The 22826-nt window shown below is 71.1% G+C and carries 18 protein-coding genes; 2 read left to right on the top strand and 16 right to left on the bottom strand.

The window, feature by feature from the left end:
- The first annotated feature begins 22 nt into the window (after nt 1-22).
- Nucleotides 23-2236: an MMPL family transporter gene (locus tag WBG99_RS30300; protein ID WP_338899359.1), complete on the top strand. Its 2214-nt coding sequence runs from the start codon at nt 23-25 to the stop codon at nt 2234-2236.
- Here WBG99_RS30300 and WBG99_RS30295 read toward each other — a convergent pair.
- Both WBG99_RS30295 and fmt read right to left on the bottom strand, forming a co-directional pair.
- A complete protein-coding gene (locus WBG99_RS30295; RefSeq protein ID WP_338899358.1) occupies nt 2217-3647 on the bottom strand; it encodes a transcription antitermination factor NusB in 1431 nt (476 codons plus the stop codon). The genes WBG99_RS30300 and WBG99_RS30295 overlap by 20 nt on opposite strands.
- A gap of 295 nt (nt 3648-3942) precedes the next feature.
- Complete coding sequence (gene fmt, locus WBG99_RS30290) at nt 3943-4875, bottom strand: methionyl-tRNA formyltransferase (protein WP_338899356.1); 933 nt, start codon at nt 4873-4875, stop codon at nt 3943-3945.
- A gap of 476 nt (nt 4876-5351) precedes the next feature.
- Between fmt and WBG99_RS30285 the strand changes: the two genes are divergently transcribed.
- Nucleotides 5352-5909 (top strand): hypothetical protein, encoded by a 558-nt coding sequence (locus tag WBG99_RS30285; RefSeq protein ID WP_338899354.1) that lies wholly within the window; start codon nt 5352-5354, stop codon nt 5907-5909.
- 163 nt (nt 5910-6072) lie between these two features.
- On the opposite strand, the gene WBG99_RS30280 is transcribed toward WBG99_RS30285, so the two are convergent.
- From WBG99_RS30280 to pyrR, 14 genes are all read right to left on the bottom strand, one after another.
- The gene (locus WBG99_RS30280) at nt 6073-8256 is read right to left on the bottom strand and encodes a primosomal protein N' (RefSeq protein WP_338899352.1); all 2184 of its coding nucleotides are present in this window, start codon (nt 8254-8256) and stop codon (nt 6073-6075) included.
- 158 nt (nt 8257-8414) lie between these two features.
- Nucleotides 8415-9638, bottom strand: coding sequence for a methionine adenosyltransferase (metK, locus tag WBG99_RS30275; RefSeq protein ID WP_338899351.1), 1224 nt, complete (start codon nt 9636-9638; stop codon nt 8415-8417).
- A 240-nt stretch (nt 9639-9878) separates the two neighbouring features.
- Entirely contained in the window at nt 9879-11081 is a 1203-nt protein-coding gene (coaBC, locus tag WBG99_RS30270) for a bifunctional phosphopantothenoylcysteine decarboxylase/phosphopantothenate--cysteine ligase CoaBC (RefSeq protein ID WP_338899349.1), read from the bottom strand.
- A gap of 105 nt (nt 11082-11186) precedes the next feature.
- Nucleotides 11187-11456, bottom strand: a complete 270-nt coding sequence (gene rpoZ, locus WBG99_RS30265) for a DNA-directed RNA polymerase subunit omega (RefSeq protein WP_005485492.1) — start codon at nt 11454-11456, stop codon at nt 11187-11189.
- Between the two features lie 73 nt (nt 11457-11529).
- Nucleotides 11530-12087, bottom strand: a complete 558-nt coding sequence (gene gmk, locus WBG99_RS30260; RefSeq protein ID WP_338899348.1) for a guanylate kinase — start codon at nt 12085-12087, stop codon at nt 11530-11532.
- Nucleotides 12088-12145: 58 nt separating this feature from the next.
- Nucleotides 12146-12469, bottom strand: a complete 324-nt coding sequence (locus tag WBG99_RS30255; protein WP_003977346.1) for an integration host factor — start codon at nt 12467-12469, stop codon at nt 12146-12148.
- Between the two features lie 298 nt (nt 12470-12767).
- Nucleotides 12768-13607 (bottom strand): orotidine-5'-phosphate decarboxylase, encoded by an 840-nt coding sequence (gene pyrF, locus WBG99_RS30250; protein WP_338899347.1) that lies wholly within the window; start codon nt 13605-13607, stop codon nt 12768-12770.
- Nucleotides 13604-14710: a quinone-dependent dihydroorotate dehydrogenase gene (locus WBG99_RS30245; RefSeq protein ID WP_338899346.1), complete on the bottom strand. Its 1107-nt coding sequence runs from the start codon at nt 14708-14710 to the stop codon at nt 13604-13606. The genes pyrF and WBG99_RS30245 overlap by 4 nt, the downstream gene beginning before the upstream one ends.
- 55 nt (nt 14711-14765) lie before the next feature.
- A complete protein-coding gene (gene carB / locus WBG99_RS30240) occupies nt 14766-18074 on the bottom strand; it encodes a carbamoyl-phosphate synthase large subunit (protein ID WP_338899344.1) in 3309 nt (1102 codons plus the stop codon).
- Nucleotides 18067-19224 carry a glutamine-hydrolyzing carbamoyl-phosphate synthase small subunit gene (carA, locus tag WBG99_RS30235; RefSeq protein ID WP_338899343.1) on the bottom strand — a complete coding sequence of 386 codons (1158 nt, stop codon included), beginning with the start codon at nt 19222-19224 and terminating at the stop codon, nt 18067-18069. The genes carB and carA overlap by 8 nt, the downstream gene beginning before the upstream one ends.
- Entirely contained in the window at nt 19221-19787 is a 567-nt protein-coding gene (locus tag WBG99_RS30230; RefSeq protein WP_338899342.1) for a hypothetical protein, read from the bottom strand. The genes carA and WBG99_RS30230 overlap by 4 nt, the downstream gene beginning before the upstream one ends.
- Nucleotides 19784-21097, bottom strand: a complete 1314-nt coding sequence (locus WBG99_RS30225) for a dihydroorotase (protein WP_338899341.1) — start codon at nt 21095-21097, stop codon at nt 19784-19786. The genes WBG99_RS30230 and WBG99_RS30225 overlap by 4 nt, the downstream gene beginning before the upstream one ends.
- Nucleotides 21098-21101: 4 nt before the next feature.
- Entirely contained in the window at nt 21102-22082 is a 981-nt protein-coding gene (locus tag WBG99_RS30220; protein WP_338899339.1) for an aspartate carbamoyltransferase catalytic subunit, read from the bottom strand.
- Between the two features lie 91 nt (nt 22083-22173).
- A complete protein-coding gene (gene pyrR, locus WBG99_RS30215) occupies nt 22174-22761 on the bottom strand; it encodes a bifunctional pyr operon transcriptional regulator/uracil phosphoribosyltransferase PyrR (protein WP_338899338.1) in 588 nt (195 codons plus the stop codon).
- Between the last annotated feature and the right edge of the window lie 65 nt (nt 22762-22826).

The following is a 22826-nucleotide window of genomic DNA, read 5'->3' as shown; positions in this document are numbered from 1 at the left end:
GGGAGCCGTCGCGGGGGTGTTCATGAACGGGGACCGGGGCATCGGGCACCTTGTGTGCGGGCGGCGGACCAAGTGGGCCGTGCTGGTGCTGTGGCTGGTGGTGCTCTTGCTGACCGCGCCGTTCGCGTCGAAGCTGACCGACGCCCAGGACAACGACGCGGCCTCCTGGCTGCCGGGCTCGGCCGAGTCCACGCAGGTCCTGGAGATCTCCGAGGGTTTCCGGCCGGAGCAGATCCCGGCGGTGGTCGTCTACGCCCGCGAGAGCGGCCTCACGGCCGAGGACCGGTCGCGGATCGAGGCGGACGTACGGGAGCTCAGGGAACTGCGCGACCACGGCATCTTCGGCGCCGAGACCCGCGGCCCCCTCTACGACCGTGAGTCCGACCCCCGGGCCGCTCAGGTCCATGTGCCGATCGCGATGGACGAGAAGGGCTGGGAACGGATCGCGCCGGCGGTCGACTCGATCCGGGAGTACGTCGGGGAGGGCGGCGACGGGCTCGCCGTGCACATCACGGGTCCGGGCGGTATGTCCGCCGACTTCTCGGAGGCGTTCGAGGGCATCGACTCCACGCTGCTGTTGGCGGCGATGACCGTCGTCATCGTGATGCTTCTGCTGACCTACCGCAGTCCGACACTGCTCCTTGTGCCGCTGCTCACGGTCATCGCCGCCCTGTCCACGGCCCAGGCACTGATCTATCTGCTGGCGGAGCACGCCGGCCTGACCGTGAACGGCCAGAGCGCGGGCATCCTCACCGTCCTCGTCTTCGGCGCGGGCACCGACTACGCCCTGCTGCTCGTGGCCCGCTACCGCGAGGAACTGCGCCGTCACGAGGACCGTCACGAGGCGATGGCCCTGGCCCTGCACCGCGCGGGCCCGGCGGTACTCGCGTCCGGCGCCACGGTCGTCCTGAGCATGCTGGTGCTGCTGGCCGCCGAGATGAACTCGACAAGGGGGCTGGGCCCGGTGGCGGCGATCGGCGTCGCGGTCGCCCTCCTCGCGATGACGACCCTGTTCCCCGCCCTGCTGGTGATCTTCAGCCGCTGGATCTTCTGGCCGGTGATCCCGCACCTGGGCGACGCCGACCCCACCGAGCGTGGTGTGTGGGCCCGTATGGGCCGCCGTTTCGCCCGCCGCCCCCGGATGGTCTGGGTCGCCACGGCCGCCGCCCTCGCCCTGTGCTCGCTGGGCCTGATCCAGTTGCGCGCGGAGGGCATCGGCAACGCGGACGCCTTCACCGGCACACGGGACTCCGTCGTCGGCCAGGAGGTCTCCGCGCGCTACTTCCCGGCGGGCAGCGGCGACCCCCTCGTGATCATCAGCAACCAGGGGCAGGCCCAGGATGTGGGCCGCGTGGTCGCCGAGACGGACGGCGTCGTAGCAGACTCCCTCGGCCGCCCTCCCGGCACCGAACCGGTCCACGAAGGCAAGGTCCTCTTCGAGGCCACCCTGTCCGACCCCGCCGACAGCGAGGCCGCGAAGCAGACCGTGGAGCGGGTCCGCGACGCCGTCCACGACGTGCCCGGCGCCGACGCCCAGGTGGGCGGCGGTACGGCGGCCCTGCTGGACATGGACAAGGCGACGACCCGCGACAACATGCTGGTCATCCCGTTGGTGCTGGTCGTGGTCCTGCTGATCCTCTGTGCCCTGCTCCGCGCCCTGATCGCCCCCCTCCTGCTGATCGCGACGGTGATCCTGTCCTTCGCCGCAGCGCTGGGCATCAGCGCGCTCGCCTTCCGGTATCTGTTCGACTACGCGGGCGAGTCGACGGACTTCCCGCTGTTCGTCTTCGTGTTCCTGGTCGCCCTGGGCATCGACTACAACATCTTCCTGACCACCCGTATCCGCGAGGAGGCCACACACCAGGGCACCCGCAAGGGAGTGGTGACGGGCCTGGCAACCACGGGCGCGGTCATCACCTCGGCCGGCCTGGTCCTGGCCGGCACCTTCGCCGCCCTCGGCACCCTCCCCCTGGTCGCCTTCGCCGAGATCGGCTTCGCCGTCGCCCTGGGCGTCCTCCTCGACACCTTCGTCGTACGCTCCGTCCTGGTCACCGCCCTGTTCCTGGACGTCGGCCCGAAGGTGTGGTGGCCACACCGGCTGGCCCACGAGGACGGGGGCACACAGCCGCCGGAGGAACCCGTGGGGAGTGCCGCGGGGCCGGAAGCACAGGGCCATGCCAGGGCTGAGGGCCTGCCCGGGGCGGACGGCCGGCGGGCTATGCGACCCGGCGAATGAGGGCCAGATACATGGCGTCCGTCCCGTGCAGATGCGGCCACAGCTGTACGTCGGGCCCCTCGCCCAGCGCCGGTACTCCTTCCAGCAGGGGCCGCGCGTCGATGAGGCCGGCCGCGCCGCCGTACTGCTTGAGCACGTCGTCGACGACCGCGCGGGTCTCGGCAAGGTGCGGCGAGCAGGTCGCGTAGCCGACGACACCGCCGACCCGTACGGACTCCAGCGCGGTCCGCAGCAGCGCGCGCTGGAGCGGGGCGAACCTCTCCAGGTCCTCGGGACGCCGCCGCCAACGGGCCTCGGGCCGCCGCCGCAGGGCCCCCAGCCCCGTACAGGGCACGTCCATCAGCACCCGATCGAACGCACCCGGCCGCCAGGGCGGACGGGTGCCGTCCGCCGCGATCACCTGATACGGCCCGGGGTTGCCGTCCAGCGCCTTCGCGACCAGTCCCGCGCGGTGCGGCTGCTTCTCGGAGGCGAGCAGCACGGCCCCGCGCTCGGCGGCGAGGGCGGCGAGCAGCGCGGCCTTGCCGCCGGGCCCGGCACACCCGTCGAGCCACGCCCTGTCGGGCCCCTCCACCGGGGCATGGGCGAGAGCGAGCGCCACGAGCTGGCTGCCCTCGTCCTGGACACCCGCACGGCCTTCGCGTACGGCGTCGACGGCGCCCGGCTCACCGCCTTCCGAGAGCCGCACGGCGTACGGCGACCAGCGCCCCGGCACCGCGGACTCCTCCACGAGCAGTTCCTCGGTGGTGGACCGTCCGGGCCGGGCGACCAGCGTCACCTCGGGCCGTTCGTTGTCGGCCTCCAGCAGTTCCTCGATGCCGGCGCGCCCGCCGCCGAGGGAGTCCCACAGGGCGGAGACGACCCAGCGGGGATGCGAGTGCACGACGGCGAGGTGATCCTCCGGATCGTCGTCGTAGGGCGGCGCGGCCCGCTCCAGCCACCCGGCGAGGTCGTGCTGCGCGACCTTGCGCAACACGGCGTTCACGAACTTGGCCCGCCCGTCCCCGAGCACGACCCGCGCGAGATCGACGGAGGCGGAGACGGCGGCATGGGTGGGAATCCGCGTCCCCAGCAACTGATGCACGCCGAGGCTCAGCACATCCAGCACCGGCGGGTCGACCTCACGCAACGGCCGGTCCACGCACTCCGCGATGACGGCGTCGTACGTCCCCTGCCGCCGCAAGGTCCCGTACACCAGCTCGGTCGCCAGCGCCGCGTCCCGCCCGTCGAACGTGTCGGGCCCCTCCCTCTCCCGCGCCCTGCGCAGCAGCGGCGGCAGAACGAGGTTCGCGTACGCGTCCCGTTCGTCCACGGCCCGCAACGCCTCGAAGGCGAGCATGCGGACGGGGTCCTTCTGGGGGCGACGGTACGGCTTGGCCGGCTTACGCGGACGACGGGACTGCTCACTCACGAAAAGGTGCTCCGGATACGGGATGAGATGCCATGCCCAGCGTACGCCGCGCAGGCGAGCCGCCGGGCGCCGGGCACCTGGGCCTGCGGCGGCCCGGAGATCTGGATCTGCCGGGTGCCTGGGTCTGTCGGCTGGCTGGGGACCTGTTGGGCGGACCGGGCAGCTCGGGCCCGCCAGGCCCACTCGGAACTGTTGAGCCGCTCGGGACTGTTGGGCCGCTCGGGACTGTCGGGGGCCTCGGGGGCCTCTCGGGTGCGACCCTGCCTGCTGGGCCGACCCGGCCGACCGCCCGGCCTCAGTCTCCGACGAGCTCGCCGGAGGCGATGCGCACTCCGCGTGCCCAGTCGGCCGCCCGCATCGGCTTCTTGCCCTGTGCCTGCACCCAGAGCAGTTCCACGGCGTACGACCCGGTGCCCACGTACACGTTGTTCTTGCCGACGTCGAGCGCGCCAGGGGCGAGATCGGTCCGCTCGGGCACCGGCACGACCTGGATGAGCTTCAGCCGCTCGTCGCGGAACGTGGTCCAGGCCCCCGGCGCGGGCGTGCACCCGCGCACCACCCGGTCGACGCGCAGCGCGGGCGTGGCCCAGTCGATCCGGGCGTCCTCCACGGTGATCTTCGGCGCCGGGGTGATCCCGTCGGCGGGCTGCGGCACGGCCTTCAGCGTCCCGTCCTCGATCCCGTCCATCGTGGCGGCGAGCAGCCCAGCCCCCGCGAAGGCGAGCCGGGTCAGCAGATCACCGCTCGTGTCCGTCGGCCGGATCTCCTCCGTGACCGTCCCGTAGACGGGCCCGGAGTCGAGCCCCTCCTCGATGAGGAACGTGGAGGCCCCGGTGATCTCGTCCCCCGCCATGATCGAGTGCTGCACGGGGGCTGCGCCCCGCCAGGCGGGCAGCAGGGAGAAGTGCAGGTTGACCCACCCGTGGGCGGGCACATCGAGGGCGACCCGCGGCAGCAGGGCTCCGTACGCGACGACCGGACAGCAGTCGGGCGCGATCTCCCGGAGCCGCGCGAGAAACGCCTCGTCCCGCGGCCGGTTCGGCTTCAGCACCTCGATTCCCGCCTCCTCCGCCCGCTGCGCCACGGGGCTCGCGACCAGCCGCCGCCCCCGCCCCGCCGGCGCGTCCGGCCGCGTCACGACAGCGGCCACCTCATGCCTCCCCGACGCGATCAACGCGTCCAGCGCAGGGACAGCGACCTCTGGGGTACCAGCGAAGACAAGCTTCATGGATGACTGACGGCCTCTCGGAAAGAAGTTCTTACACCCACGCCTATGGCACGGACCGACACCTCAGTCTATGGTCCACACCTTCACGACACGGCCGCCGGCCGACCCCGCGACGCAAGCCCGCTGCCCACAGCCCGCACTCCGTAACACACGCTCAGCAGCCACAGCCGCAGCCGCCGACGGCGACGGCGACGGCGACGGCGACGGCGACGGCGACGGCGACGGCGACGGCGACGGCGACGGCGACGGCGACGGCGACGGCGACAAGGGGCAACGGACGGTGCGCGGGTGGGAGGCGCCGTCAGAGCCCAGCGGCAGCGGGGGCGCACCCTCCCCCACGCGCTCCGCGCATATGCCCCCGCGCCCCCACCCCGTTACCAGCGGAGCGAATTCGCGTTGGTCAAGAAAGAGTTGACACCACGGGCCGCAATCGCGGCACATCCCTTATCTTCAACGCCGGTTCGAGAGGCTTGTTCATGGCCGACCACGCAACCCACGACGCCCAGGCTCGGGCCAGCCTGCACTTGCTGGTGCGGGACATCGAGCGGGTCCGCCGGCAGGTGGACGCACTGCGCACCCTCACCGCCCAGTTGGGCAACGTCTACCGCCCGCGCCGCTCCGGCCCCTCCACGGGCTTCGTCGTCTACGGACGCGCCCCCGCCCCGACCGTCCGCCTCGCCCAGGAGTTGCGGGACAGTGTCGAGACCCTGGTCACGGCCGCCGTGGACTTCGACCGCTCACTCGGCTTCTCGTGGGACGCGGTGGGCTCGGCCCTCGGGGTCACCAAACAGGCCGTACACCGCCGTTACGGCGCCCGCCGCGCCGCCGCCCAGGCCGCCGCGGAGGCGGAGCGCACGGGAGACCCCGAGGGCTCCCGTGCCGTCAACGTCGGTTCCGGCATCCCCACGGTCCCCGCGGCCCGCTCGATGTCGGCCCCGATGCCCGCGCACATGCCGACCCAGCCGACAGCGGGCAGCCCCACCCTCCGTGATGAGGTGAGGCCCACGGCCTTCCCGGGCCCGCGCAACGGCTGACCGGCCCCGCCCCGTCTGCCTCCCGGTGTCCGACCGGGAGGCAGAGACCTGCTCGTGGAGACAGCCCCCACGTACGAAGGCCATCTGGTGTCCGCAGCCAGACGCACCCGGCACCCGCAGCCAAGAGCGCCCGTCCGTCGCCGATGACGAACCCGCCGCGTCCTCACCCGATGTCCAGTGGATCCACCCGAATCCACACCCGTGCCCCCTCGCTCCCCCCACGTGCCATCCGCGCCGCCTGCGCCCTCTTCAACGCACCGGCCAACGCCGCCCCGCTCCCCGGCGGCACCCGAACGAGCGCCCGCTCCCACTGCTCCTCCGTCGGCGGCGCCCCCACCTGTCGCGCCCTCCCCACAGCCGCGGGTGCGCCACCCCCGGCTCCCGGCGCAGCCACGTGGACGGGCCCCAAGACCTCGGCATCAGGCGGCAGTTCGACCGCGCTCAGGAACTCGGCCACGGCCTGGGGCGTCCCGGACACGGCGGCCATCCGCGACACCGGCGGAAACCCCAGCTCCGCCCGCTCCGCGAGTTCCCGCACCGCGTGCCCGACCGGATCCCACCGCACGAGCGCCTGCACGGGCCGCAGGGTCGGCTCCGCCACCACGACAACCGTGCCGCCGGCCCCCTGGTTCCGTACGAGCGCGGCAGCACCGATCCAGCGCCGCAACGCGTCCTCGCCGGCCCGCAGATCGGGCCGTCCGAGCATGGCCCACCCGTCGAGCAGCAGGGCAGCCGCGTACCCGCCCTCGGCGACCGGCTCGGCCCCCGGCGTACTCACGACCAGCGCGGGCGTCCCCGGCACGGTGTCCAGCACGTGCTCCCGCCCGGAGGTCCGTACGGGCACGGCCGGAAAGGCCCGCCCCAGTTCCTCGGCGGTCCGCCGTGCCCCCACGACCTGGGCCCGCAGCCGGTAGCCCCCGCACTCCGGGCAGTGCCAGCCGGCCTCCTCGCGCCCGCACCACCCGCACAGCAGGGCCCCGGCGCCGTCCTGCGCCTCCAACGGCCCCGCGCAGTGCCGGCAGCGTGCGGGCTCCCTGCACCGCGCACAGGCCATCCGGGGCACATATCCCCGCCGGGGCACCTGCACGAGCACGGGCCCGTCCCGCAGCCCGTCTCTCGCGACCTGCCAGGCAAGGCTCGGCAACCGCGCCGCCCGAGCCGCCTCGTCCCGCGCGAGCTCTCCGTCCCCCACGGTCCGCACCAGGGGCGCGGCGGCCCGTACCTGCTCTCTCCCGGCGACGATCGGCGCGGCCCATCCGCTCTGGACGAGCTGGGCGGCCTCGACGGTACAACTCCAACTCCCCAGCAGGAAGGCGCACCTGTCCCGGGAGGCCCGCAGCTCCAGCACCTCCCGCACATGCGGGAAAGGGGCGTTGTCATCACTGTGGCCGGTGTCGCCGTCGTCCCAGATGACTACCAGTCCGAGCTCTCGCACCGGGGCGAACATCGCCGCCCGGGTCCCGACCACGGCCCGCACGGCCCCGCGCCGCACGGACAGCCACTCCCGGTACCGCCGCTCCTGCCCCGCCTCGGCGGTCAGCAGCGCGTGCCGTCCCTCCCCCAGCAGCTCCCTGAGTGCCTCGTCGACCCGAGCGGCGGGCCGCCCGGCCGGTACGACGACGAGCGCCCCTCGCCCCGAAGCCAGTGTCGCCTGCACGGCCCGCCCGATCTCCTCGGCCCACTCCGGCCCCGGCAACGCGGTCCACACGGCCCGAGGCGCACCCCCGTCGGCCAGCGCCCGCACAAACTCCGCACCCCGCCCGTACCGCAGCCAGGACCCGGGCTCGGGTGCGACCGGAGGCTCCGGCGGCCCATCCGTCCGCACGGCCTCCGCCCGACCGTGCCGGGGCGGCACGGCCAACTGCACCACGTCCGCGAGACTCCCCGCATACCGGTCCGCCACGGCCCGCGCCAGGCCCAGCAGCGCGGGCCCCAGCACCGGCTCCGGCGACACGACCTGCGCGAGCGCGGCCAACGGCCCGGCGTAGTCCGATGCGGCGACCCGCTCGACGAGAAACCCGTCGATCAGCGAGCCTCCCTCCCGCCGCCCTTGCCTGACATTCCGCCCCCCGGCCCCGAACCGCACCCGAACCCGGACCCCGGGCTGGGCAACAGCGTCCAACTCCTCCGGCACGGCATAGTCGAAGTACCGATCGAGATGCAGCACACCCTTGTCGACCAGCACCCGAGCGACGGGCAACTCCTTCGCCAGCGGCGCCCCCCGCCAGGTCCGCGGCTTCGCCCGCGGCACCTCGGCCTTCCTGACCGCCTCCCGAACGAGCGCGAGCTGCTCCGGCCCCGCGTCCCCCGCCGCGCCGCCGTCCTTCGTCCCGTCCTCGCCGCTCACGCCTGCATTCTTACCAAACCCCACTGACAACCGACGACGCTCCGCACTCGCGCATCCGTCGCCTTCACGCCGGATCTCCGGGGAGGCGATGAACGCGGCGAGGCCCGGCGCCCCCAGGGGACACCGGGCCTCGCCGGACAACCGAAGAGCCGCGGGCCTTACAGCCCCGCCGCCTCGCGCAGCGCGTCGACGCGATCCGTGCGCTCCCAGGTGAATTCGGGGAGTTCGCGGCCGAAGTGGCCGTACGCGGCAGTCTGGCCGTAAATGGGGCGGAGGAGGTCGAGGTCGCGGATGATGGCAGCCGGGCGGAGGTCGAAGACCTCGTCGATGGCCTGCTCGATCCGGTCGGTGTCGACCTGGGCGGTGCCGAACGTCTCGACGAAGAGACCGACGGGCTCGGCCTTGCCGATGGCGTAGGCGACCTGGACCTCGCAGCGGGAGGCGAGGCCCGCGGCGACGACGTTCTTGGCGACCCAGCGCATCGCGTACGCGGCGGAGCGGTCCACCTTTGAGGGGTCCTTGCCGGAGAAGGCGCCGCCGCCGTGGCGGGCCATGCCGCCGTACGTGTCGATGATGATCTTGCGGCCGGTCAGGCCGGCGTCGCCCATCGGGCCGCCGATCTCGAAACGGCCGGTCGGGTTGACCAGGAGACGGTAGTCCTCGGTGTCCAGCTTGATGCCGTCGTCCAGAAGGGCCTTGAGCTCCGGCTCCACCACGAACTCGCGGATGTCGGGCGCGAGCAGCGACTCCAGATCGATGTCACTCGCGTGCTGGGAGGAGACGACGACCGTGTCCAGGCGGACCGCCTTGTCGCCGTCGTACTCGATGGTGACCTGGGTCTTTCCGTCGGGACGCAGGTAGGGGATCGTGCCGTTCTTGCGGACCTCGGACAGGCGCTTCGACAGGCGGTGGGCCAGGAAGATCGGCAGCGGCATCAGCGTCGGCGTCTCGTCCGTCGCGTATCCGAACATCAGACCCTGGTCACCCGCGCCCTGACGGTCCAGCTCGTCACCCCGTTGCCTCTGGGACGCCCCCTCCACCCGGGACTCGTACGCCGTGTCGACACCCTGCGCGATGTCCGGCGACTGCGAGCCGATCGACACCGACACACCGCAGGACGCTCCGTCGAAGCCCTTCTTCGACGAGTCGTAGCCGATGTCCAGGATCGTGTCGCGCACCAGCTGGGCGATCGGCGCGTACGCCTTGGTCGTGACCTCTCCGGCCACGTGCACCAGGCCGGTCGTGATGAGCGTCTCCACTGCGACGCGGGACATGGGGTCCTCGCGCAGGAGCGCATCGAGAATGGCATCGCTGATCTGATCGGCGATCTTGTCGGGGTGGCCCTCGGTCACGGACTCCGAGGTGAACAGACGACGGGACACAACGCTCCCTGGGGTTGCAGCGGCTGCTGGCTGATCATTGGCGGACGGGCTCGGGGGCTGCGCCCGGCGTCGTCCGAGAACAGTTTATCGGTCGGGCTCAGCCACCGGCCCACCTGTCTCGCCTCTCGGGAGCTCTGTGACCTGCGGCACCTGCATTCTGCCCAATGGCCGTCGGAGTTCGCCAGAGGCGCCACGCCCCAATGTGCGTGGTTCGCGGGGGGCGTGGCGCGAACGGAACAGTCAGTCGAGTCGGCTCGCAACGAGGTCCCACACCGTTTCGGCCAGTGCTTCCTTGGGGCCGTGGGGCACCGGGGTTTCGCTCCCGTCCGCCCCCAGCACCACGGCCTCGTTCTCCTCGGAGCCGAAGGTCTTGCGCTCCCCCACCTCGTTCACCACCAGCAGGTCGCACCCCTTGCGTGCCAGCTTGGCGCGGCCGTTGGCGAGGACGTCGTCGGTCTCGGCGGCGAAGCCGACGACCACCTGCCCCAGGCGCGGGCGGTCGGCCGAGATCTCCGCCAGGATGTCCGGATTGCGTATGAGGACGATGGGCTCGGGTTCCTGACCGTCCTTCTTCTTGATCTTGCCGGTGACGTACGTCCCAGGGCGGAAGTCCGCCACCGCCGCCGCCATCACCACGACATCCGCGTCTGGCGCCGCCTTGAGCACCGCCTCACGCAACTGGACGGCTGTGCCGACCCGTACGACGTCCACGCCCGCCGGATCCGGCAGCCCGGTGCTGGCCTCGATCAGCGTGACCCGGGCGCCCCGCGCGGCAGCCGTGCGGGCCAGGGCGTACCCCTGCTTGCCGGAGGAGCGGTTGCCGAGGAAGCGGACCGGGTCGAGGGGTTCGCGGGTGCCGCCGGCGGTCACGACGACATGGCGGCCGACGAGGTCCGGCTCGGTGACGCCCCGGGCCAGGACCCGGCGGCAGACCTCGAAGATCTCCCCGGGGTCGGGCAGCCGGCCCCTGCCGGTGTCGGCGCCGGTCAGCCGGCCCACGGCGGGGTCGATGACGAGGGCGCCCCGGCGGCGGAGCGTGGCCACGTTCTCCTGGGTGGCCGGGTGCTCCCACATCTCGGTGTGCATGGCGGGGGCGAAGACGACCGGACAGCGGGCCGTGAGGAGGGTGTTCGTGAGGAGGTCGTCGGCGAGACCGTGGGCGGCCCTGGCCAGCATGTCGGCGGTCGCCGGGGCCACGACCACCAGGTCGGCCTCCTGGCCGATGCGGACGTGTGGCACCTCGTGGACGCTCTCCCAGACCTCGGTGGAGACCGGGTTGCCGGAGAGCGCGGACCAGGTGGCGGCGCCGACGAAGTGGAGCGCGGAGTCGGTCGGCACGACCCGGACGTCGTGCCCGGACTCGGTCAGCCGACGCAGCAGCTCGCACGCCTTGTAGGCGGCGATGCCGCCGCTGACCCCCAGAACGACCTTCGGCTTGCCCACTGTGCCTCCCCGCACTCGGAAACGTACGACTCCATGACACACCACAGGCCCGGCAGTCGCGCTGCCGGGCCTGTGGAAAAACCTACTGCGATCTGCACATACGACTTATGCGGGGCCCTCGACGGCCTCGGACGTCAGCAGACCCGCGTTGATCTCGCGCAGGGCGATCGAGAGCGGCTTCTCGTGCACGTGGGTGTCCACGAGCGGACCGACGTATTCAAGGAGACCTTCGCCGAGCTGCGAGTAGTACGCGTTGATCTGGCGGGCACGCTTGGCCGCGTAGATCACGAGGCTGTACTTCGAGTCGGTGGCCTCGAGGAGCTCGTCGATCGGCGGGTTGATGATGCCCTCGGGCGCGGAGATGGAAGAGGACACGCTCTACCTTCCGATGGATGGGAAAGATTCTGGTGGTGTGACCGGCCCGCTCGATGAGCGCGAGCCGTCACGATCACACAACGTCCATCAAGGCTAGCAGCTCCCGCGCCACATCCTCGACGGAGGTGTTGACCAAGGTCAGGTCGAACTCCGGCTCGGCCGCCAGCTCGATCTTGGCCGCCTCCAGGCGACGCCCGATCACCTCGGGCGGTTCGGTGCCCCGCCCGGTGAGCCTGCGCACCAGCTCGTCCCAGCAGGGAGGAGCCAGGAACACCAGCTGGGCGTCGGGCATGGTCTCGCGGACCTGCCGCGCACCCTGGAGGTCGATCTCCAGCAGGACCGGTTCGCCCCGCTCCAGGCGTTCGAGCACGGCGGCCCGTGGAGTGCCGTAGCGGTTGCCGGCGAACTCGGCCCACTCCAGCAGCTCGCCGTTGGCGATCAGCTTGTCCATCTCATCGTCGGTGACGAAGAAGTAGTGGACTCCGTGCTGCTCACCAGGGCGCGGCCTGCGGGTCGTCGCCGACACCGACAGCCAGACCTCGGGGTGTGCCTTGCGCATATGGACGACGACCGTGCTCTTGCCGACCCCGGAGGGGCCGGAGAGCACGGTCAGCCGCGGACGTTCACTCATGCAGCGATTATTCCAGCAATCCCGGGCTGCCCGGGACTTCCTGCCCGGAGTACCGGGATCAGGAACCGGTGCTGCCGAACTCACGCTCCAGGGAAGCGATCTGGTTGGAACCGAGGCCGCGTACACGACGGCTCTCGGAGATGCCGAGTCGCTCCATGATCTGCTTGGCGCGGACCTTGCCCACGCCCGGCAGGGACTCAAGAAGGGCGGAGACCTTCATCTTGCCGATGACGTCGTTCTCCTGGCCCTGCTTGATGACCTCGTGCAGGGAGGCGCCGGAGTGCTTGAGTCGATTCTTGACCTCGGCCCGCTCCCGGCGAGCCGCGGCGGCCTTTTCGAGCGCGGCTGCGCGCTGTTCAGGGGTAAGGGGCGGAAGAGCCACGCCTACGTCACCTCGGATGTCGAACTGTCGGATACGGACCGGTGAGGAACCTAGTCGCCCCACACCTGAGGAGCCACGAGCAACACGCCTGCCCGTTCTCCCCCACTACCTTGAGGGTGTGGGGGTGCCCCCACTCGTCGGAGACTAGCGGCCAACTCCGCCAGAGTCAGCGAGAACAGCGGAAAAGTCCTGGTCAGCCTTCATGGAGTCGGACATAAGTCGCATATTGCCCCCTATTTGAGAATGTATTCAGACTCGAGCTTCCCGGCGGGTGCCGTCGGAGCACTCATCGGAGGTCTCAGGCCGCGGCCACCGCGGCCCGGATCTCGTCCGCGAAACGATCCGAGGCGTCACGCAGCGCGACGACGTCGGGACCGTGACGGAGAACACCTCGGCTGACGTTCGGGACCACATGGCGCACGGCCGCCCCGAAGACCGCTGGAAGACCGGCCGGAGCGGCCCCCTGCGCGCCGATTCCCGGCGCGAGGAGAGGTCCGTTGATGTTCAGATCGTACGAGGAAAGGTCGCCGAGCGTGGCGCCGACGACGGCTCCGAAGGAACCCAAGGGCTCCTGCCCCGCGTTCTCCGCCGCGAGATGGGCGAGCATCGTCGCGCCGACGTTCCGTCCGTCGCCGCGTACGGCGTGCTGCACCTCGCCGCCCTCCGGGTTGGAGGTCAGCGCCAGCACGAACAGCCCGGCGCCGCTCTCGCGCGCCAGTTCCACGGCCGGCTTCAGGGATCCGTAGCCCAGATACGGCGACACGGTGAGCGCGTCCGAGAACAGGGGCGCGTCCTTGCGCAGGAAGGTCTCGGCGTACGCGGCCATGGTGGAGCCGATGTCTCCGCGCTTGGCGTCCATGACGACCAGCGCGCCTGCCGTACGCGCCTCCTGGACGGACCTCTCCAGTACGGCGATGCCACGGGACCCGAAGCGCTCGAAGAACGCGCTCTGCGGCTTGAGGACGGCCACCCGGTCGGCCAGCGCCTCGACCACCGTGCGGCTGAAGCGCTCCAGGCCCGCGACGTCGTCGCTCAGGCCCCAGTCGGTGAGCAGGGAGGCGTGCGGGTCGATGCCGACGCACAGCGGGCCGCGCTCGTCCATGGCACGGCGCAGCCGCGCGCCGAAGGGCTCCGTCATACCGTCTTCCTCACGTCGGCGCCGACCGCGTCGGCAAGGGTGGCGTACGGGCTGGCGCGCAGGCGGGCGGCGAGGCCCTTGTGGACGGCACGCGCCCAGAAGGGACCCTCGTAGACGATGGCGCTGTAGCCCTGGACCAGGGTGGCGCCGGCCAGGACGCGATGCCAGGCGTCCTCGGCGTCCTCGATGCCGCCCACGCCCACCAGGGTGATCCGGTCGCCCACGCGCGCGTAAAGGCGTCGCAGGACCGCGAGGGAGCGGGCCTTGACCGGGGCGCCGGACAGACCGCCCGTCTCCTTCACGAGAGAGGGTTCGGATGTCAGACCGAGCCCCTCGCGCGCGATGGTGGTGTTCGTGGCGATGATCCCGTCCAGGCCGAGTTCCACGGCGAGATCGGCGACGGCGTCGATGTCCTCGTCGGCGAGGTCCGGCGCGATCTTCACCAGGAGCGGCACCCGGCGCGTGCGGACCGTGCGGTCGGCGGCCTCCCGGACGGCGGTCAGCAGGGGGCGCAGCGCCTCGGTGGCCTGGAGGTTGCGCAGACCGGGCGTGTTGGGCGAGGAGACGTTGACGACCAGATAGTCGGCGTACGGGGCGAGGCGCTCGGTGGACCTCACGTAGTCGCCGGCGGCCTCGTCCTCCGGGACGACCTTGGTCTTGCCGATGTTGACGCCCACGACGGTTCTGAAAACGGGCGTGCGGGAGGCCAGACGGGCCGCGACGGCCAGCGAGCCCTCGTTGTTGAAGCCCATGCGGTTGATCAGCGCGCGGTCGGCGACCAGGCGGAACAGGCGCTTCCTGGGGTTGCCGGGCTGGGCCTCCCCCGTCACCGTGCCGATCTCGACGTGGTCGAAGCCGAGCATCGACATCCCGTCGATCGCGACGGCGTTCTTGTCGAAGCCGGCGGCCAGCCCGAACGGGCCGTGCATGCGCAGACCGAACGCCTCGGTGCGCAGTTCCTCGTACCGGGGCGCGAGGGCGGCGGCGACGAACGTCCGCAGCACGGGAATCCTGACGGCCAGCCGGATCCACCGGAAGGCCAGGTGGTGGGCTTGCTCGGGGTCCATCCGTTGGAAGACCAAACGGAAGAAGAGCTTGTACATGTTCGGTGTCCTCACGAAGAGGGGGACACCGTTTCCGGTGTCCCCCTCAGGGCTGCTAGTCGCGGGCCGCGGTCAGGTGTTCGGCGTGTTCCTGGAGTGAGCGCACCCCCACGTCGCCGTGGTTGAGCGCGTCGATGCCCTGGACGGCCGCGGCGAGCGCCTGGACCGTAGTCAGACACGGCACGGACCGGGCCACGGCGGCCGTACGGATGTCGTAGCCGTCGAGGCGCCCGCCGGTGCCGTACGGGGTGTTGACGATGAGGTCGACCTCGCCGTCGTGGATGAGCTGGACGATGGTCTTCTCGCCGTTCGGGCCGGTGCCCTCGGACTGCTTGCGGACGACGGTGGCGTTTATGCCGTTGCGCTTGAGGACCTCCGCCGTGCCGGACGTGGCGAGCAGTTCGAAGCCGTGGGCGACGAGTTCACGCGCCGGGAAGATCATCGAGCGCTTGTCGCGGTTGGCGACCGAGATGAACGCGCGGCCCTTGGTGGGCAGCGGCCCGTACGCGCCGGCCTGCGACTTGGCGTATGCCGTGCCGAAGACCGAGTCGATGCCCATGACCTCGCCGGTGGAGCGCATCTCCGGGCCGAGGACCGTGTCGACTCCGCGCCCGTGGATGTCGCGGAAGCGCGACCACGGCATGACGGCCTCCTTTACGGAGATCGGCGCGTCGAGCGGCAGCTCACCCCCGTCACCCTTCGCAGGGAGCAGCCCCTCCGCCCGCAGCTCGGCGATGGTCGCGCCGAGCGAGATCCGGGCGGCGGCCTTGGCCAGCGGCACCGCGGTCGCCTTCGAGGTGAAGGGGACGGTGCGCGAGGCGCGCGGGTTGGCTTCGAGCACGTAGAGGATGTCCCCGGCCATCGCGAACTGGATGTTGATCAGGCCGCGCACCCCGACGCCCTTGGCGATGGCCTCCGTGGAGGTCCGCAGGCGCTTGATGTCGAAGCCGCCGAGGGTGATGGGGGGTAGCGCGCACGCCGAGTCGCCGGAGTGGATGCCGGCCTCCTCGATGTGCTCCATCACACCGCCGAGGTACAGCTCGTGGCCGTCGTACAGGGCGTCGACGTCGATCTCGATCGCGTCGTCGAGGAAGCGGTCGACGAGCACCGGCCGCGAGGGACTGATCTCGGTCGACTCGGCGATGTACGACTCCAGGCGCGCCTCGTCGTACACGATCTCCATGCCGCGCCCGCCGAGGACGTACGACGGGCGGACGAGTACCGGGTAGCCGATCTCGTCGGCGATGGCCTTGGCGCCCGCGAAGGTGGTCGCCGTGCCGTGCTTCGGCGCCGGGAGGCCCGCCTCGGCGAGGACCTGTCCGAAGGCGCCGCGGTCCTCGGCCGCGTGGATGGCCTCCGGGGAGGTGCCGACCACGGGTACGCCGTTGTCCTTGAGCGCCTGCGACAGGCCCAGCGGGGTCTGGCCGCCGAGTTGGACGACGACGCCCGCGATCGGGCCGGCCAGCGACTCGGCGTGGACGATCTCCAGCACGTCTTCCAGCGTCAGCGGCTCGAAGTACAGGCGGTCGGAGGTGTCGTAGTCCGTGGAGACGGTCTCGGGGTTGCAGTTGACCATCACGGTCTCGTAGCCCGCGTCGCTGAGCGCGAAGGAGGCATGGACGCAGGAGTAGTCGAACTCGATGCCCTGGCCGATGCGGTTCGGGCCGGAGCCGAGGATGATCACGGCCGGCTTCTCCCGCGACGCCACCTCGGTCTCCTCGTCGTAGGACGAGTAGAAGTACGGCGTCTTCGCGGCGAACTCGGCGGCGCAGGTGTCGACCGTCTTGTACACCGGGCGCACGCCCAGCGCGTGCCGGACCTCGCGCACGACGTCCTCGCGCAGCCCGCGGATCTCGGCGATCTGCTGGTCGGAGAAGCCGTGCCGCTTGGCCTCCGCCAGAAGATCCGGATCAAGCTTGTCGGCCTGAGCCAGGTCGTCCGCGATCTCCTTGATCAGGAACAGCTGGTCGACGAACCAGGGGTCGATCTTCGAGGCCTCGAAGACCTCCTCGGGCGTGGCGCCCGCGCGGATGGCCTGCATGACGGTGTTGATACGGCCGTCGGTGGGCCGCACCGCCTCCGACAGAAGGAGATCCTTCTCACCGGGCTCGCCGACGAACGTGAACTGGCTGCCCTTCTTCTCCAGCGACCGCAGCGCCTTCTGCAGCGCCTCGGTGAAGTTGCGGCCGATCGCCATGGCCTCGCCGACCGACTTCATGGTCGTGGTCAGGGACGAGTCGGCGGAGGGGAACTTCTCGAAGGCGAAACGCGGGGCCTTCACGACGACGTAGTCGAGCGTCGGCTCGAAGGAGGCCGGGGTCTGCTCGGTGATGTCGTTCGGGATCTCGTCGAGCGTGTAGCCGACGGCGAGTTTCGCAGCGATCTTGGCGATCGGGAAGCCCGTCGCCTTGGAGGCGAGGGCCGAGGACCGCGACACCCGCGGGTTCATCTCGATGACGATGACACGGCCGTCGACGGGGTTCACCGCGAACTGGATGTTGCAGCCGCCGGTGTCGACGCCGACCTCGCGGATCACGGCGATGCCGATGTCGCGCAGGGTCTGGTACTCGCGGTCGGTGAGGGTCATCGCGGGCGCGACCGTGATCGAGTCACCGGTGTGGACGCCCATGGGGTCGAAGTTCTCGATGGAGCAGACGACCACGACGTTGTCGTTCTTGTCGCGCATCAGCTCCAGCTCGTACTCCTTCCAGCCGAGGATGGACTCCTCCAGGAGCACCTCGGTGGTCGGGGAGAGCGTGAGGCCCTGGCCCGCGATGCGGCGCAGCTCCTCCTCGTCGTGCGCGAAGCCGGAGCCGGCGCCGCCCATGGTGAAGGAGGGACGGACGACGACCGGGTAGCCGCCGAGCGTCTCGACACCTCCCAGCACGTCGTCCATGGAGTGGCAGATCACCGACCGGGCGGACTCGCCGTGCCCGATCTTCGCGCGGACGGCCTCGACGACCTCCTTGAAGAGGTCGCGGTCCTCGCCCTTGTTGATGGCCTCGACGTTGGCGCCGATCAGCTCGACGCCGTACTTCTCCAGGGTCCCCGCCTCGTGCAGCGAGATGGCCGTGTTGAGGGCCGTCTGGCCGCCGAGAGTCGGCAGGAGCGCGTCCGGGCGCTCCTTGGCGATGATCTTCTCGACGAACTCCGGGGTGATCGGCTCGACGTAGGTGGCGTCGGCGATCTCCGGGTCGGTCATGATCGTCGCCGGGTTGGAGTTCACGAGGATGACCCGCAGGCCCTCGGCGCGCAGGATGCGGCACGCCTGGGTGCCGGAGTAGTCGAACTCGGCGGCCTGGCCGATGACGATCGGGCCGGAGCCGATGACCAGGACGGACTGGATATCGGTGCGCTTAGGCACGCTGGCCCTCCATCAGGACTGTGTTCATCAAAGACGTGAAGCGGTCGAACAGGTAGGCGGCGTCGTGCGGGCCCGCGGCCGCTTCGGGGTGGTACTGGACGCTGAAGGCCGGCCGGTCGAGGAGTTGGAGCCCCTCCACCACGTTGTCGTTGAGGCAGACGTGGGAGACCTCGGCGCGGCCGTAGGGGGTCTCGGAGACCTTGTCGAGCGGGGCGTCCACGGCGAAGCCGTGGTTGTGCGCGGTGACCTCGACCTTGCCGGTCGTACGGTCCTGCACCGGCTGGTTGATGCCCCGGTGGCCGTACTTCAGCTTGTAGGTGCCGAAGCCGAGGGCGCGGCCCAGGATCTGGTTGCCGAAGCAGATGCCGAAGAGCGGGGTGCCGCGCTCCAGAACCGCCTGCATGAGGGCGACGGGGTGGTCGGCGGTGGCCGGGTCTCCCGGGCCGTTGGAGAAGAACACGCCGTCGGGGTTCACGGCGTAGATGTCCTCGACCGTCGCCGTGGCCGGGAGCACGTGCACCTCGATGCCGCGCTCGGCCATGCGGTGCGGGGTCATGCCCTTGATGCCGAGGTCGACGGCGGCGACGGTGAACTTCCTCGTGCCGATCGCCGGGACGACGTACGTCTCCCTGGTGGCGACCTCCGCGGAGAGGTTCGCGCCCTTCATCTCGGGGGCCTGGCGGACCTCGGTGAGCATGGTGCCCTCGTCGGGCAGCGCGTTGCCGGAGAAGATGCCGACGCGCATGGCGCCGCGCTCGCGCAGATGGCGGGTGAGGGCCCGGGTGTCGATGCCGCTGATGCCGACGACGCCATGCCGGGCCAGTTCCTCGTCCAGCGAGCGCCGGGAGCGCCAGTTGGAGGGCACCCGCGCGGGGTCGCGGACGACGTAGCCCGAGACCCAGATCTTCTTGGACTCGGGGTCCTCGTCGTTGACGCCCGTGTTACCGACGTGCGGGGCGGTCATGACGACGACCTGGCGGTGGTACGACGGGTCGGTGAGGGTCTCCTGGTAGCCGGTCATGCCGGTGGAGAACACGGCCTCGCCGAAGGTCGCCCCCACGGCCCCGTAGGCACGGCCGCGGAAGATCCGGCCGTCCTCCAGGACGAGTACGGCGGGAACCCTGGTGGCTCCCCGGGTGGAGGTCGTCATCGTGCGCCTTCCGTTTCCGTCTTGTCGATCATCTGGTTCAGGGTCTCGACCCACTCGTTGTGCTCGGCCGCGCGGTCGGAGCGGAACCCGGAGTCGAGCGGCTTGCCGCCGTGCTCCCAGGTGACGACCAGCAGCCCGCCCTCGGTGAGGACCTTGCCGGCGATGCCCTTCTCCAGTCGGGCCTCACGCAGGGCCTCGACGGGGACGAAGAAGTCCGTCGCTCCCGGGCGTACGACGTCCAGGCCCGTGTCCGTCAGCGTCAGCTCGACGCGACTACGGGTGCCCAGGCCGTGCGCCACGATGCGGTCGAGCCACTGTCCGGCGGTGGTGGAGCCGTGGTAGCGGCCGCTCATGCTCAGTTTCGCCTCACCGGGCTCGTCCGGCGCGCTGTACAGGGCGGGCAGGTCGCTCTGGAGCGTGCCGCGCCACTTCCAGCCCTCGCGCATCAGCCAGTAGACGAGCGCGACGAAGAGGGCGAGTCCGACGACCCAGCCGATGCGTGCGGCCCAGTCGGTGACCTCGGCCGATTCCTTCTCCGCGGCCAGCAGAATTACAGGTGTCACGTGAGCTTCCCGTCGACGAGCGTGGCCTTGCCCCGCAGCCACGTGTGCGTGACACGGCCCGGCAGCTCGCGGCCCTCGTAGGGGGTGTTGCGGCTGCGCGAGGCGAAGCCCGCGGGATCCACCGACCCACGGTATGCCGTGTCGACGAGGGTGAGGTTGGCGGGCTCACCTGCCGAGACGGGACGTCCATGCCCGGCCGCCCGGCCGATCTTGGCCGGTTTGACGGACATGCGGTCCGCGACGCCCGCCCAGTCGAGCAGCCCGGTGGCGACCATCGTCTCCTGGACCACGGACAAGGCGGTCTCCAGGCCGACCATGCCCATGGCTGCGGCGGCCCACTCGCAGTCCTTGTCCTCGTGCGGGTGCGGGGCGTGGTCGGTGGCGACGATGTCGATCGTGCCGTCCGCGAGGGCCTGGCGCAGGGCCAGCACGTCGCGCTCGGTGCGCAGCGGCGGATTGACCTTGTAGACCGGGTTGTACGTCCGCACCAGCTCGTCGGTGAGGAGGAGGTGGTGCGGGGTGACCTCGGCGGTGACGTCGATGCCCCGGGACTTGGCCCAGCGGACGATCTCGACGGACCCGGCGGTCGACAGGTGGCAGATGTGGACGCGGGAGCCCACGTGCTCGGCGAGCAGGACATCCCGGGCGATGATCGATTCCTCCGCCACCGCGGGCCAGCCGCCGAGGCCCAGCTGGGCCGAGACGACGCCCTCGTTCATCTGGGCGCCCTCGGTCAGCCGGGGCTCCTGGGCGTGCTGGGCGACCACCCCGCCGAAGGCCTTCACGTACTCCAGGGCCCGGCGCATGATCACCGCGTCGTCCACGCACTTGCCGTCGTCCGAGAAGACGGTGACCCCGGCGGCCGACTCGTGCATGGCGCCCAGCTCGGCGAGCTTCCTGCCCTCCAGGCCGACGGTGACGGCCCCGACGGGCTGGACGTCGCAGTAGCCGTGCTCCCGGCCGAGCCGGTAGACCTGTTCGACCACGCCGGCGGAGTCGGCGACGGGGAAGGTGTTGGCCATGGCGAAGACGGCCGTGTAGCCGCCGGAGGCCGCCGCGCGCGTGCCGGTCAGTACGGTCTCGGAGTCCTCGCGGCCGGGCTCCCGCAGATGGGTGTGCAGGTCGACGAGCCCCGGCAGGAGCACCTTGCCGGCGGCTTCGACGACCTCGGCGCCCTCGTCGGACAGACCGAGACCGCTCCAGTCGATTTCGCCCTGCCGGGCGGTGGCGGCGATGGTCCCGCCGTCGATCAGGACGTCCTGCGGTTCGCCGCCCAGCACCTTGGCACCACGGATCAGGGTCTTGCTCATCGTCTTACTTCTCCTCGGTGGTGCGGGTGTGGGCAACAGCGGGCTCGTTGCCGCCCAGAAGCAGGTAGAGCACGGCCATGCGGGTGGAGACGCCGTTGGCGACCTGCTCGACGACGGTGCAGCGGTCGGAGTCGGCGACCTCGGCCGTGATCTCCATGCCGCGGACCATCGGGCCGGGGTGCATCACGATGGCGTGCTCGGGCATCCGCGCCATGCGGTCGCCGTCGAGGCCGTAACGCCGCGAGTACTCGCGCTCGGTCGGGAAGAACGCGGCGTTCATCCGCTCGCGCTGCACGCGCAGCATCATCACAGCGTCGGACTTGGCGAGCGTGCTGTCGAGGTCGTACGAGATCTCGCAGGGCCAGGTGCCGACGCCGACCGGGACGAGGGTGGGCGGGGCGACGAGGGTGACCTCGGCGCCGAGGGTGTGCAGCAGGTCGACGTTGGAGCGGGCCACGCGGCTGTGCAGGACGTCCCCGACGATCGTGATGCGCTTGCCGGACAGGTCCTGGCCGAGCCCGGCGTCCCGGCCGACGAGGCGGCGGCGCATGGTGAAGGCGTCGAGCAGGGCCTGGGTGGGGTGCTGGTGGGTGCCGTCGCCGGCGTTGATGACGGCGGCGTCGATCCATCCGGAGGTGGCCAGGCGGTACGGGGCTCCGGAGGCGCCGTGCCGGATGACGACGGCGTCGACGCCCATGGCTTCGAGGGTCTGGGCGGTGTCCTTGAGGGACTCGCCCTTCGACACCGACGACCCCTTGGCGGAGAAGTTGATGACGTCGGCGGAGAGGCGTTTCTCGGCGGCCTCGAAAGAGATCCGGGTGCGGGTGGAGTCCTCGAAGAAGAGGTTGACGACGGTACGGCCGCGCAGGGTCGGTAGTTTCTTGATCGGCCGGTCGGCGACCCGGGCCATCTCCTCGGCGGTGTCGAGGATCAGGACGGCGTCGTCGCGGGTGAGGTCGGCGGCCGAGATGAGATGACGCTGCATCTGTCAGGCTCCGTAAAGCAGTTCGGGAGATTCCGGGCAGTCAGGGGCACCGCGGGGCGGCGTACGGCGAAGGGCCGCCCGCACGCGGGTGCTACTGCTGGGCGGTCCGCTTCGCACCGAGCAGCACGGTGTCGCGACCGTCCTCCTCGGCGAGCTGGACCTTGACCGTCTCCCGCAACGACGTGGGGAGGTTCTTGCCGACGTAGTCGGCGCGGATGGGCAGTTCGCGGTGGCCTCGGTCGACGAGGACGGCGAGCTGGACGGCGCGCGGGCGGCCGATGTCGTTCAGCGCGTCGAGCGCCGCACGGATCGTCCGGCCGGAGAAGAGCACGTCGTCGACGAGGACGACCAGGCGGCCGTCGACGCCTTCACCGGGGATCTCGGTGCGGGCCAGCGCACGCGGCGGGTGCATGCGCAGGTCGTCGCGGTACATGGTGATGTCGAGCGAGCCGACCGGGATCTTGCGGTCGGTGATCTCCGCCAGCTTGGCGGCGAGCCGCTGGGCGAGATACACACCCCGGGTCGGGATGCCGAGGAGCACCACGTCGTCGGCGCCCTTGGCGCGTTCGATGATCTCGTGCGCGATACGGGTCAACATCCGCGCGATGTCGGGGCCCTCTAGCACGGCGCGCGCGTCGTTGGGCTGCGGATCCTGTTGCGGATTGTCCTGCGTGTCCATATGAAACGGACCTCCTTCTCCGCCTCACGGGACGGACCTTAAAGGACGTCGGAATTGCGCCGTCA

Source organism: Streptomyces sp. TG1A-60 (genome assembly GCF_037201975.1).
Classification (GTDB): Bacteria; Actinomycetota; Actinomycetes; order Streptomycetales; family Streptomycetaceae; genus Streptomyces.
Note: the sequence above shows the minus strand (reverse complement) of the source record. Positions and strands in the feature narration are given on the sequence as shown.